The sequence below is a fragment of the Streptomyces sp. ISL-96 genome (assembly GCF_018614035.1).
Classification (GTDB): Bacteria; Actinomycetota; Actinomycetes; order Streptomycetales; family Streptomycetaceae; genus Streptomyces.
This window is the reverse complement of the sequence record NZ_JAGGPA010000080.1, coordinates 20,913-33,853: the sequence shown is the minus strand read 5'-3', so window position 1 is coordinate 33,853 and position 12,941 is coordinate 20,913. Positions and strand designations below refer to the sequence as shown.

The window sequence follows — 12,941 nt, the reverse complement described above, 5'->3', positions numbered from 1 at the left end:
CAGTGAACGCAAGCGTTCACTAGAGCCCTTGTCCTCAATGGAGAGAAAAAGATGGCTACTTCGCGCTGGACCGCCGCTGCCGGTCAGGTTCGGCCGGTCTCGCTGCGTCGCCGCGGGCTCGTGCTGGAGCGGGCGATTCTCGAATCCGCGCTGGAGCAGTTGAGTACGGTCGGCTGGAACGCGCTCACCATGGAGGGCGTCGCGGCCGGCGCGCAGACCGGGAAGGCCGCCGTATACCGACGGTGGCCGTCCAAGGAGGACCTTGTCGCGGACGCCCTGCGGGCCGGGCTGCCGGACCTCGACGAGGCGCCGGACCGGGGCAGCATCCGCGAGGACCTTTATCACCTCTGTCGGCAGGTACGCGGAGCGATGTATTCCAAGCCCGGCTTCGCACTGCGCTCGGTGCTTTACGAATGCGACAGCGAGATGGCCGAGCGGTTCCGCGGAGTGATCGTGCAGCACGTGATCGAGCCCTCGACCCGGCTCTTCCGTGAGGTCGTACGCCGCGGAATGGAGCGGGGCGACGTCCGCCCCGACGCCACCAGCGAGCTGGTCTTCGATGTGATCCCGGGCCTGATGATGTACCGGTCCAAGGTGTGCGGAAGTGAATGGACGGACGAGGAGATCGCCGAAATGATCGACCGGATCATGGTGCCGCTGCTGCGTCCGGTGGCCGGCTGAATCCAGGGGGTGGGCCCGGGGTGTCGCCGGTGGCCCTCGGCGGCGTAACCTGGCAGGCGCCATGCCGTACGAACCACCCACCCACACCGTCGAGCGCTCACTGCGCGCCACCACCGGTGCCAAGATCATCGCTGGTGTCGACGAAGTCGGGCGCGGCGCTTGGGCCGGACCCGTCACCGTGTGCGCGGCCGTCACCGGACTGCGCCGTCCGCCCGACGGGCTCACCGACTCCAAACTGATCAGCCCGAAGCGCCGTACCGAGCTGGCCGCTGTCCTGGAGGGGTGGGTCACCTCGTACGCCCTCGGACACTCCTCGCACGAGGAGATCGACGAGCTCGGGATGACGGCCGCGCTGCGGCTCGCCGCCGTACGCGCCCTTGAGGCGCTGCCGGTGCGGCCGGACGCGGTGATCCTTGACGGGAAGCACGACTATCTCGGACTGCCGTGGAAGGTCCGTACCGTGATCAAGGGTGACCAGTCCTGCATCGCGGTCGCGGCCGCGTCGGTGATCGCCAAGGTGCGGCGGGACGCGATGATGGCCGAACTGGAGAAGGAGTCCGAGGAGTTGGCCGCGTACGCTTTCTCGGCCAACGCGGGCTATCCCTCGCCCGTTCACAAGGCGGCGCTGGCGGAGCGGGGGCCCTCCCCGTACCACCGGCTTTCGTGGATCTATCTCGACGCGCTGCCCCAGTGGGCGCACCTCAAGAAGACCCGGATCTCGGCGGAGGCCGCAGCCCTGGAAAGCGGGGGCCAACTCGGCTTCGATTTCTGATCGCACGCATGTACCCACCCACTGCTGCGTTCAGCGGTGGCATTTGATAGAAAACCACTTATGCCTCTCTCCCCCGAGGAGCCTCAGATTCACGAGAGCGCCCAGGGTCCCCGCGTCACTCCGGCCACCGGCCGTCCCGCGTCGACCCCCCGTCCCGTACCCGGTCCGCGCACCGCGGCCACGCCGCGTCCCGGACGTCCCGTACCCGGCCCCGGCCCGGTCAGGCCCGCGCCCGCGGCGCAGCGGTCGCACACGCCCGGTGGCCGGTCCCCGTCCCCGCGGCAGGAGAATCGTTCCGCGCCGCCGCAGACCCAGCTGATCCCCGCTCCGACGGGCGGCGCGCTCGACGCCGCCGACGAGGCGGTCGACGTACTGCTCGACTCGGGTCGCGCGCCGGGCGACATCCTGGTGCTCACCACCGGTGAGCAGCACCCCTGGGCCGCCCACGAGCTGTCCTTCGGCGAAGCCGCCTACTGGGCGCAGCACGATGCCCGTGACGACGTCTTCTACGCGGCCGCCGCCGTCGCGGAGCGGGCTGCCGCCCGGCCCGTGGTCGTCGTCGCGGTCAACGGCGAGGGTGCCGAGGGGGACGACGCGCTCAACCGTGCGCTGGCGTTCGCCAAGGCACGTGCGGGCGCACTGCTGATCGTGTGCGGAGACCCGCAGCGGGTCAACGCCGTGCTCGGAGCGGCCGTCTGAGCCGTACGCCTCCGTACGCCCCGCTCGGTGCGTGAGGGACGCGCAGGCCGGCGGACCGCTTCAGCGGGCAGCCGCCCGCCGCAGCGCGTCCGCCGCCCCGCCACCCGTGCGCGGCGGGGGCGGCTCGGCCTCGGCCTCGGCTTCCGCCAGGCCGAAGGGGCGTGATCCGGTGCTCGGGCGGCGGCCGCCACGGCCCTCGCCCAGCACCTGCCAGCCGCCGTGCGTGAGCGTGATGTACGCGCCGCAGCGCAGCCCGTGCAGCGTGCAGGCGTCCCGCAGGCCCCACATCCACGCCCCGTCCTCCTCCGTCCAGCGCTCGTCGCCGTCGCGGCAGTAGAGCAGCACGGCGGTCCGTACGGGCGTGCGGCGGCGCAGGTCGTGCGGGATGACACGGCGCAGGTGCGCGAGCAGGGCGTTGCGGAACTCCCAGCCGTCGGCCGGGACGGACCGCCGGGCGAACGAGGCGCTGGCGGTGAGCCGTTCCTCGGTGTCGAGGACGGCGACGACTGCCGTGGCGGGCTCCGGATGATGCCGTGCGTGGAGCCCGCTGACGACTTCACGCGGATTGCGCAGCAGCGGTATACCGGCGGCTGCCCACTCGGACGGTTCGAGCGTGCGCCCCAGACGGCTGGCGGGATCGGCGGACGTGGAGTTCAACGAGCCGGCGGACGGAGCGAATCCGAAGGTCACGGTCCTCCCTTCGCATACGCGCCCACAATGCGGGCATGGTCGGTTGGGGCGCGCCGCGGCACAGCCCTTCCGGTCAGCAGGCGGGCCGTGCGGGGAGCGGTCCAATTCTCGCTGGCCTGTGGGGTATGCGGCAACGAGCAATTGGCCTGGCCGACTGAATTCTGCTGGTATGACGTGGATATCCCTGCCCAGTCCGGCCGCCTGCGATGCTTCCCGTCACCCTCCCCTCACGCTCCCGTCACGTCTGAACAGCGAGGACCAGCGGAAACGCATCCTCCCGTCCGGCCCGGACGTCAGCCCTGCACCGCGAGCACGAGCGGAAGCACCGCCGGGGCGCCGGCCTGGCGCAGCAGCCGGGCCGCCACCGCCAACGTCCAGCCGGTCTCCAAGAAGTCGTCCACCACGAGCACCGGGCCATCGGCGCCGGCCAGTGCCGAAGCCAGCTGAGGCGGCACAGTGAAGGCGCCCTCCAGTGCGCGGAGCCGCTGTGCGCTGTTACTGCGCTGCGGGGGAGTGACCTCCGCCGCAGCCGTGTACTGGAGCGAGCCGAGCAGTGGCATCCGGCCGACTTCGGCGATCCTGGCGCCGAGGGTGTGGATCAGCTCGGGCCTGGTGCGCGAGGCGAGCGTGACCACCCCGACGGGGCGTGCGGGGGCGTCAGGATCGCCCGATGCCCAACCGCCCGGGCCCTTCGCCCAGTCGGCCAGCACACCCACTACTGCCTGGGCCACCGCCTCCGGCACCGGTCCGTCGGCAGCACTCGCTGACAGCATCGGGCGCAGCCGGTTGCCCCAGCCGATGTCCGAGAGCCGCCCCAACGCCCGTCCTGGCAGCGCCTGTTCGCCGGCCGGGATGCGGCCCTTGCGGTCTATGCCGACCGCGGCGAGTCCGGTGGGCCACATCCGGCGCGGTTCCACTTCGACGCCCGCTCGGCCGAGTTCGCCGCGCGCTGTGTCCAGCGCCTCCGGGGACAGATCGGCGGTGAACCGGGGCTGCGCGCAGTTGTCGCAGCGGCCGCAGGGCGCCGCGCCTTCGTCGTCCAGCTGGCGTTGCAGGAACTCCATCCGGCAGCCGGACGTCGTGGCGTAGTCCCGCATGGCCTGCTGCTCGGCCGCCCGCTGCCGGGCCACCCAGGCGTACCGTTCGGCGTCGTACGTCCAGGGCCGGCCCGTGGCGGTCCAGCCGCCCTTCACCCGCTGGACCGCGCCGTCCACGTCGAGGACCTTCAGCATCATCTCCAGGCGGGAGCGGCGCAGCTCCACCAGCGGCTCCAGTGCGGGCAGCGACAGCGGTTTCTGCGCGCGGGCGAGCACGTCGAGGGTGCGCCGGACCAGCTCTTCGGGCGGGAACGCGACCGAGGCGAAGTACTGCCAGATCGCTTCGTCCTCCTTGCCCGGCAGCAGCAGGACCTCCGCGTGGTCCACGGCGCGTCCCGCGCGTCCCACCTGCTGGTAGTAGGCGATGGGGGAGGAGGGCGAGCCGAGGTGGACGACGAAGCCCAGGTCCGGTTTGTCGAAGCCCATGCCGAGGGCGGAGGTGGCGACCAGAGCCTTGACCCGGTTGGCGAGCAGATCCTCTTCGGCCTGCTGCCGGTCGGCGTTCTCCGTCTTCCCGGTGTACGAGGCGACGGCGTGTCCGCGCTGGCGGAGGAAGGCGGTGATCTCCTCGGCGGCGGCCACGGTCAAGGTGTAGATGATCCCGGAGCCGGGGAGCTCCTTGAGGTGGTCGGCGAGCCAGGCCAGCCGGTGCGCGGCGTCGGGCAGGCGCAGCACATTGAGGCTGAGACTGTCGCGGTTGAGCGGCCCCCGCAGCACCAGGGCGTCGGAGCCACCGCCGGTGCCCAGCTGCTCCGCGACATCGGCGGTGACCCGCGCGTTGGCCGTGGCCGTGGTGGCGAGGACCGGCACGTCGGGCGGCAGGTCGGCGAGCATGGTGCGCAGCCGCCGGTAGTCGGGCCGGAAATCGTGCCCCCAGTCCGAGATGCAGTGGGCCTCGTCCACCACCAGCAGGCCTGTGGCGGCGGAGAGCTTGGGCAGCACCTCGTCGCGGAAATCGGGATTGTTGAGCCGCTCGGGGCTGACCAGCAGTACATCCACCTGGCCCGCGGCGACCTCGGCCTGGACCGTGTCCCACTCCTCGGTATTGGACGAGTTGATCGTCCGGGCGTGAATACCGGCGCGGGCCGCGGCTTCGACCTGGTTGCGCATGAGCGCGAGGAGCGGTGAGACGATCACGGTGGGCCCGGCGCCGCGCTCGCGCAGCAGCGCGGTGGCCACGAAGTACACCGCGGACTTGCCCCAGCCGGTCCGCTGTACGACCAGCGCCCTGCGCTTGTCGGCGACGAGAGCCTCGATCGCCAGCCATTGGTCCTCGCGCAGCCGGGCGGTGCCCGTGGTGTCGCCGACGAGGCGGGCGAGTACGGAATCGGCTGAGGACCTGAGATCTGCGTTGGTCATGCCCCCATGCAACCTGATGACTCGGACATTGTGCGAATGCGGCCTCCAGCCTGTGGATAAAGTTATCCACAGGGTTGGCGGAGTTGGCGGTGTCTGCGGGACCGTCGAGCCATGAACAAGCACCACGAACCCACAGGCCCCTCCGCCGGCGACCAGATCACCCTGCGCGGCCCCGCCGAACTCGCCGACGCGCTCCCGTACCTCATGGGCTTCCATCCGACCGACAGCGTGGTGATGGTCGCGCTGCACGGCCGCCGCGGCCGGTTCGGCGGGCGGCTCAGGCTCGGCATCCCGCGCTCGCCGAGGGAATGGCCGTTCGTCTCCGACCAGCTCGCCGACTGCCTGGTGACCGGCAGCGAGCGCCGTGGAGGCCGCCCCGAAGGCATCGTCGTCTTCCTCTGCCAGGACCCGGCCGAAGGAGAGTCGGGCAAGCAGGTGATGGAGCGGCTGCGCCCCTTCGCGCAACGCCTGCGCACCGCGTGCGGCGCGCTCGACGTCCCGGTGTTCGAGGCGCTGTGCATTTCCGACGGGAGGTACTGGAGTTACTGCTGCCCCGACGGGCGCTGCTGCCCACCCGAGGGCAACGTACTGGCCCTGCCCGGCACCTCGGTGATGGCCGCGGCCGCCGCCTACGCCGGTATCCAAGTGCGCGGCTCCCTGCGGGAGATGGAGGCCAGGCTGGCGCCGCCCCCGCAGCGGCCGGCCGACCAGGAGCAGGTACGGGCACTGGACGCGGCGGGGCTCGCGCTGGTGCCCCGGATCCTCGCGGGGGCCGAGCGTGAGCAGGTCGGTGCGGAGACGCTCGCGCTGGCGCGCCGGCTGATGAAGCGCCTCGGCGAGCACAGGCCGGGCTCGGCAGGCTGGCCCGACGCGGACGCAGGAGACGACGCACTCATCGCCCACGACGAGGCCGCCGCCGTCATCCTCGGACTTCAGGACCGGGAGACCAGGGACCGGGCCGCGGAGTGGATGGAAGGCCCCGACGCCGATCCCGCGCTGCGGTTGTGGCGGGCGCTCGCCCGCCGGTGCGCCGGAGCGTACGAAACCCATGCCGCCGCCCCGCTCACGCTCGCGGGATGGGTCGCCTGGTCGACCGGGGACGAGCCGGGGGCGAGGGTCGCGCTCAGCCGCGCCCTGCGATCCGACCCGGAGTACACCTTCGCGCAGCTCCTGCACCAGGCGTGCAACGAAGGCATCGATCCGGAATCGCTGCGGCGCTGCCTGCGCCAGGAGCGCGCGGAGCGCAAGCGGCCGCCCCACACACGTGCCGCACGCACCCGGCCTGCCACGCGCTCCGTACGGCCGCAGGCAGCCGGAAAGCAGGGCACCCCGAGCGCCAAGGTGCGGCCCGCAGCGGCCGCCGCGCGCGGCCGCACCCGCCGACGCGACGGACAGCGGGGGAGGAGCGGGCGATGACGGCCGTGACCAGGGTGCCGATTCGGACGTTCACACGGGTGGCGGTAGCGCGAACGCCCCGCGCCGCCCAGACCGGTGCGGCTGTCACGAGCGCAGAGGAGGCACCGCATGACCCTCACCGTCCCGTCCCCCGCCGCCGTGGGACGGCCGCCAGGGGGAGGCCCCCGGCCTCCGGGTGAGCTGCCCTCGGTGCATGCGCTGCTGGTCTGCGCCGATCTGCCGGGGCTCGCACTCTCCGCCGAAGACGGGCAGCTCACCGGGCACGGGCTGGAGGGTTTCTACCAGTCGGGGCGCCGGCTGCTCTCCCGCTGCCACTTGCGGGTCGCGGGGCGCGAACCGGTCGCCGTGCAGGGCAGGCTGGTCTCGGCCGGCCGTGCCCGGTTCCTGGGTGTGGTGCGCACCCCGGCCGGTGCGGGCCCGGACCCCGAGATCGCCGTGGAGCGGCTGCGGCACGCCGAGGGCACGGAACGGATCATCCTGCGCAGCTCGGCGCGCCGCCCCCTTCGGCTCCGCGTGGAGATCGGGCTCGGCACCGATCTCGCGGACCTCGGCGCCGTCGCGGCGGGCCGTCAGGGGCCCGAGCTGCCCGCCAGCGTCCACGCCTCGGGAATGCGGTGGTCGGCGGGGGGCGCCCAGTCCCTGGTGACCGCCGATCCGCCGCCCCAGGACGCGATCGCCTCCGCCGGTCTGCTGCGCTGGGAATTCGAGCTGCTGCCCGGCGCCTCGCGCATCATCGAGCTGCGGATCCGTGCGGACCGTGGCGCCCGGCCACTCGCGAAGGCCGGCGCCGCGGGGCCGCTCTCCGAGGCGACGGCGGAAGGAGACGATCCGCGGGTCGGGAAGCTGCTGCGGAGCAGCCTCGACGATCTGCGGGCCCTGCTGATGCGCGATCCCCGTAATCCGGCGGACGTGTATCCGGCCGCGGGAGTGCCCTGGCGCTGCGGACTCGCGTCCGCGGAGGCGTTGTGGGCCGCGCGTATGACGCTGCCGCTCGGCACCCGGCTGGCCGGGTCCACGCTGCGTGCGGTTGCCCGTACGCAGCTGACGGGCCGGGGGCCCGACCACGGGCGGCTTCCGGGCCCGCTGAGGGACGCGGGGCCGCATCTGCCGCCCGGTTGTACGGGCGTGGAGGCGACGCTGGCCTTCCCGGTGGTTCTGGCGGAGGCGCGGCGGTGGGGGCTGGCAGAGCAGGACCTGGAGGAGCTGCTGCCCGTGGCCGAGCGCTGTCTGCTCTGGCTGCGCAGATCCGCGGACGACGACGGTTGTCTGCGGGAACGGGGACCCGACGGGCCCCGGCGCAGCGAGACCCAGGCCCACGCCCACCGCGCGGCGGTGCTCGGCGCCGACCTGCTGGCCGAGTGCGGCCGGCCCGGCGCCGAAGGATGGTGCGAATGGGCGGGCATGCTGCGCCGTACGTTCCGGGAGGGCTTTTGGATCGACGACCGCGCGGGCGGGCGGCCGGCGGCGGCGAGCACCGCCGGGGGACGGCTCGTCCCGCACCTCGGTGGCGCCGCCGCGCACCTTCTGGACACCGGCCTGCTCGGCGCGGGACGGCAGGCGCCGGGGCTGCTCGACAAGGTGCAGACCGAGCAGGTGGCGAGGCTGCTGGGCGGTCCCGCGATGGACTCCGGCTGGGGACTGCGCAGCCTCGGTGCCAAGGAGAGCGGCCACAACCCCTTCGGCCACCGCGGCGGCGCGGTGCGCGTGCACGAAACGGCCGTCGCCGTCGCGGGCCTCGCGGCGGCCGGGTACGAGCGGGAGGCGACCGCTCTGCTGAGCGGTGTCCTCGACGCGGCGGAAGCGTTCGGCAACCGGCTGCCGGAGATGTACGCCGGTGAACAGCGCACCGCGGACAGTCTTCCGGTGCCGCATCCGGCCGCGTGCCGGCCCGCGGCGGTGTCAGCCGCTGCCGGGATTCACCTGCTCACCACGCTGGCGGGCATCCGCCCGGACGCTCCCGCGGGCACGGTCGCGCTGTTCCCCGTGCGCAGCGCGCCGCTCGGCGCCGTGCAGTTCTCCGGACTGCGCGTGGCGGGGGAACCCTTCGCCGTACGCATCAGCAGGCTCGGCCTCGGCATGATCGAGGAAGCCGCCGGCGCACTCCAGTTGGGGGTCTGAACCATGGATGTCGACGAGTGGCGCGAAGAGGTCGCCGCGGACGGCCGTTTCCGCGGCGAGAACACTGTTTATCGTCAGGCAGACGACTATGATCGCGGCATGTCCCCCTACGACCCATCGGCCTTTCCTCCCTTCGCCGTCACCGTGGATCTGGTCGTGCTCACCGTGCGCCGTCACGCGCTCTGCGCGCTGGTCGTACGTCGCGGCGAGCAGCCTTATCAGGGCCGGTGGGCGCTGCCGGGCGGCTTTGTGCGGGCCGAGGAGGATCTCGGGGCGGCGGCGGCTCGCGAACTCGCCGAGGAAACGGGGCTGTGCGCGCACGAACCCGGTACCCCCTCGGTCGGGAACGGGGCGCACCTCGAACAGCTCGCCACGTACGGAGATCCGAAACGTGATCCCCGTATGCGGGTGGTGAGTGTGGCCTACCTGGTGCTCGCGCCGGACCTTCCCGCCCCGCGGGCCGGCGGCGACGCGCACAGTGCGCGCTGGGCGCCGGTGGAGGCCCTGCTCACCCAGGAGGGTGGCTACGCCCGCGAGGACGAGAGTCCGGCCCCGCTGGCCTTCGACCATGCCCAGATCCTCGCGGACGGCGTGGAGCGCGCCCGCTCCAAGATCGAATACTCGTCCCTCGCCACCGCGTTCTGCCCCCCGGAGTTCACCGTCGGGGAGCTGCGCCGGGTGTACGAAGCCGTCTGGGGAGTCGCGCTCGACCCCCGCAACTTCCACCGCAAGGTCACCGGCACCCCCGGTTTCCTCGTCCCCTCGGGCGGGACCACGACCCGGCAGGGCGGCCGGCCCGCGCAGTTGTTCCGGGCCGGCGGGGCGACGCTGCTCAATCCGCCCATGCTGCGCCCCGAGGTCTGACACCCGTATCCGTAGGCCCTTCGTTGCGCCAAAAGTCCGATATGTCGCGTTATCTTGCTGCGGTACCGCCCTGCCGCCGAGCGGTCCTCCCCTCACGCGAGAGAAGCGATGCTCCAGGCCATCGGACTCACCAGCGCCCCCCGCCGGGACCTCCCGCCCGCCGTCGACGACCTCACCTTCGAGGCCCGGCCGGGGCAGGTCACGGCCCTCCTCGGTGCCGCCGGGTCCGGCAAGACCACGGCTCTCAGGCTGATGCTCGACCTCGCGCCCGGCCGCGGCGTCACGTACTTCCGCGGCCGCCCCCTGTACCGGATCGCCCACCCCGCCCGCGAGGTCGGGGCGCTCCTCGGTGACGTCCCGGGCCACCCCGCGCGTACCGCCCGCGGCCAGCTCCGCATGCTCTGCGCCGCGGTCGGCGTGCCGGCCGCCCGCGCGAACGACATGCTCGACCTCGTCGGGCTGGCCGCCCTCGCCGACGAGCGCCTCAGCATGCTCTCCCTCGGCATGGACCGCCGACTCGGCCTCGCCTCCGCCTTGTTGGGAGACCCGCACACGCTCCTCCTCGACGAGCCGGCCAAGGGCCTGTCGCCGCGCGAGAACTGCTGGCTGTACGGGCTGCTGCGCGGCCACGCCGCCCAGGGCGGCACCGTGCTCTACACCACCGACGACGCCAAGGAAGCCGCCCGTACGGCCGACCGGGTCGTCACCATCGAGGGCGGCCGCCTCGTCGCGGACCAGGACGCCGCCGAGTTCGCCAGAACCAGGCTCCGCCCCCGCGTCGCCGTCAGGACACCGCACGCCGCCCGGCTCGGCGCCCTGGTCACCCGGGAGGCCCGCGCCGCCCGGCGTTCCGTCGAGGTCGTCACCGAGGGCGGCGCCCGCCTCTCCGTCTACGGCAGCGACTGCGCACAGATCGGCGAGATCGCCTTCCGGCACGGAATCCCGGTCCACCGGCTCGCCGACGAGAGCGGCGACACGGGACCAGGGCCCGTGTCGCAGGAACAGCGACCCGCGGCCGAGGCGCCGGTCAGAGCACCGGCTGAGTCGCTGCCGTCGCTGCCCCGCCGCCCGTCCCGCAGCCCGCTCCGCCCCCTGCGCTACGAACTGCACCGCCTCCTCGGTACGCGAACGACGCTCCTCATCGCCACCGCCGTCCTGGCCGCCTCCGTGACCATCTCCGTACTGCTGGCCCGCACCGGCAGCACCCCCCTGCCGGCCCTGCTCGCCGCCTGGCCGGACATCCTGCCTCTGCCACCCGCCGCGTTCGGCGCCGGACTGCTGGGAGCAATCGCCTTCGGTGAGGAGTTCCGGTACCCCGCCCTCGCGGCCGCCCGCGGCACGGTTCCCCGCCGCGTCGGACTGCTTCTCGCCAAACTGGGCGTCTCCGCGGCCGCCGCGCTGCTGCTGGGATTCCTCGTCGCGGTGGCCGACGCCCAGGCCCTGAGGCTGGTGTACGGCGAAGACTTGACCCGCGTCCCGGACAAATGGCTCTCCATGGCGGTCAGTTGGTCCGGCCTCACCGTGGGCTGCGCCTGGGCCGGGCTACTGGGCGCCGGGGTCTTCCGCGCCACGGCCGCCGGTGTGGCCGCGGTGCTCGCCGTACCCGTCCTCGTGGCGCCGCTCACGCAGCAGGTGGTCGTGGGCCCGTCCGCACGGTCGGTGGCCGGACTCCCGGGCAGGCTGCGCGAGGTGGCGTGGCTGCAATGGCCGTACGAGATCGATCCGTGGCTGGTGGCCGCGATGAGGGTCGCGGCCCAACCGGTCGGCGCGGCGCTGACGTTGTCGCTGTGTGCCCTGCTCTGTGCGTATCTGTTCACCGGTCTTCGCCGCAGGACCTATTGGTGACCGGCTCGTGTTGTGAAGGCCTTCGGCCGCTCACAACTCCCCTGAGAGCGCCCGTTTCTTTCCGATAAGTCGTCAATTGCAGGGCGGGCGCCGATCACCCTTTCGTGTGCTTTTCACCAAAGACCTCAAGGGTCGCGGGAGTCACGCCGACAAAGGATCCGTGAGTACCCTTGCGCACACCATGATGACCGCCGCCCGCCCCGCCGATTCCGGCCTCGCCGGGCCGGGCGAACTCGACCGCTACCCCTACGCAGAGGCGCCGGGCGCCGATCGCGTCGGCGTGCCCTCCTGGGAAGGGGCCGACGCGGACCTGGGCCGGATGGGCCGCCGCTCTGCGGGCAGCCGGGGCCGCGGGCTCCACGGCCAACTCGTCCAGCAGCTCGGCCAGATGATCGTCTCCGGCGACCTCGGCGCCGACCGTCCGCTCGTCCCCGAGGAGATCGGCCAGCGCTTCGAGGTCTCCCGTACCGTCGTACGCGAATCGCTGCGCGTACTCGAGGCCAAGGGCCTCGTCAGCGCCCGCCCCAACGTCGGCACGCGGGTTCGCCCCGTCAGTGACTGGAATCTGCTCGACCCCGACATCATCGAATGGCGGGCCTTCGGCCCGCAGCGTGACGACCAGCGTCGCGAACTGGGCGAACTGCGGTGGATGATCGAGCCGCTCGCCGCCCGCCTCGCCGCCGGTCACGGACGCGAGGACCTCCAGCAGCGACTCGGCGACATGGTCGAGATCATGGGCCACGCCCTCACTCAGGGCGACTCCCTGACGTACTCCCGCGCCGACGCCGAGTTCCACTCGCTGCTCATCCAGCTCGCGGGCAACCGCATGCTCGAGCACCTCTCCGGCATCGTCTCCGCCGCCCTCCAGGTGTCCGGCGGCTCTCTCACCGGCTGTGACCGCCCCACCGAGGCCGCGCTCGTGCACCACTCCCGCACGGTCGACGCACTCGCCGCGGGAGACGCCATGGCCGCCGAGACCGCCATGCGCCAACTGCTCACCGTTCACCCGGAAGTGGAGCGTGTGGTGCCGGCGCCGCGCGAGCACTGACCGCGGACCACGGCCAGGGTGTGCGCCTTGCGGCCCGGCTGCGCTGACGAACGAACCTCGTGTCGCCGGATCCCATGGGGTCCGGCGACACGATTGTGAGCTGATTCAGAGCCGATGTCCCTTCTGTTCCTCCTCATTTCGTACGGGGTGTGACTCGGGCCACGCAGATTGGGCGTAACACTCCGCGGAACTGTGCGATGACCTAAGAGGTGACAGCCGAAGAGGGAATACAGCCGCTGAACGTGGCGCTGTAACCAGTCCGAGGTTCAACCTGCGCCGTCGGTACATCCCCAGCCGATGTCGTCGGTCGCAGCCCGTACTCAGGGCGGGGCCGGAAGCCGTTTCCATCGTT

10 protein-coding genes are annotated in these 12,941 nt (G+C 72.6%); 8 read left to right on the top strand and 2 right to left on the bottom strand.

The window, feature by feature from the left end; genetic code table 11:
* Positions 1–51 precede the first annotated feature (51 nt).
* The 3 genes from J7E96_RS34645 (at position 52) to J7E96_RS34635 (ending at position 2,152) form a co-directional block, all read left to right on the top strand.
* Positions 52–681: a TetR/AcrR family transcriptional regulator gene (locus J7E96_RS34645; protein ID WP_215137504.1), complete on the top strand. Its 630-nt coding sequence runs from the start codon at positions 52–54 to the stop codon at positions 679–681.
* A gap of 61 nt (positions 682–742) precedes the next feature.
* Positions 743–1,453: a ribonuclease HII gene (locus J7E96_RS34640; RefSeq protein ID WP_215137502.1), complete on the top strand. Its 711-nt coding sequence runs from the start codon at positions 743–745 to the stop codon at positions 1,451–1,453.
* 60 nt (positions 1,454–1,513) lie between these two features.
* Complete coding sequence (locus tag J7E96_RS34635) at positions 1,514–2,152, top strand: hypothetical protein (protein WP_215137500.1); 639 nt, start codon at positions 1,514–1,516, stop codon at positions 2,150–2,152.
* A gap of 60 nt (positions 2,153–2,212) precedes the next feature.
* Here J7E96_RS34635 and J7E96_RS34630 read toward each other — a convergent pair whose 3' ends face one another.
* Together J7E96_RS34630 and J7E96_RS34625 are read right to left on the bottom strand one after the other, a co-directional pair.
* Positions 2,213–2,842, bottom strand: a complete 630-nt coding sequence (locus J7E96_RS34630; RefSeq protein ID WP_215137498.1) for a hypothetical protein — start codon at positions 2,840–2,842, stop codon at positions 2,213–2,215.
* A gap of 293 nt (positions 2,843–3,135) precedes the next feature.
* Positions 3,136–5,298 (bottom strand): RecQ family ATP-dependent DNA helicase, encoded by a 2,163-nt coding sequence (locus J7E96_RS34625; protein ID WP_215137496.1) that lies wholly within the window; start codon positions 5,296–5,298, stop codon positions 3,136–3,138.
* A gap of 111 nt (positions 5,299–5,409) precedes the next feature.
* On the opposite strand from J7E96_RS34625, the gene J7E96_RS34620 reads away from it, so the two are divergent.
* The 5 genes from J7E96_RS34620 (at position 5,410) to J7E96_RS34600 (ending at position 12,589) form a co-directional block, all read left to right on the top strand.
* Complete coding sequence (locus J7E96_RS34620) at positions 5,410–6,714, top strand: DUF4192 domain-containing protein (protein ID WP_215137493.1); 1,305 nt, start codon at positions 5,410–5,412, stop codon at positions 6,712–6,714.
* Between the two features lie 108 nt (positions 6,715–6,822).
* Positions 6,823–8,832: a glycogen debranching N-terminal domain-containing protein gene (locus J7E96_RS34615; protein WP_215137491.1), complete on the top strand. Its 2,010-nt coding sequence runs from the start codon at positions 6,823–6,825 to the stop codon at positions 8,830–8,832.
* A gap of 99 nt (positions 8,833–8,931) precedes the next feature.
* Positions 8,932–9,696: an NUDIX domain-containing protein gene (locus J7E96_RS34610; protein ID WP_215137489.1), complete on the top strand. Its 765-nt coding sequence runs from the start codon at positions 8,932–8,934 to the stop codon at positions 9,694–9,696.
* Positions 9,697–9,804: 108 nt separating this feature from the next.
* On the top strand, positions 9,805–11,541 hold the full coding sequence (locus J7E96_RS34605; RefSeq protein ID WP_215137487.1) for an ATP-binding cassette domain-containing protein: 1,737 nt from the start codon (positions 9,805–9,807) through the stop codon (positions 11,539–11,541).
* 160 nt (positions 11,542–11,701) lie between these two features.
* Positions 11,702–12,589: a FadR/GntR family transcriptional regulator gene (locus J7E96_RS34600; RefSeq protein ID WP_215137484.1), complete on the top strand. Its 888-nt coding sequence runs from the start codon at positions 11,702–11,704 to the stop codon at positions 12,587–12,589.
* Positions 12,590–12,941: the final 352 nt, after the last annotated feature.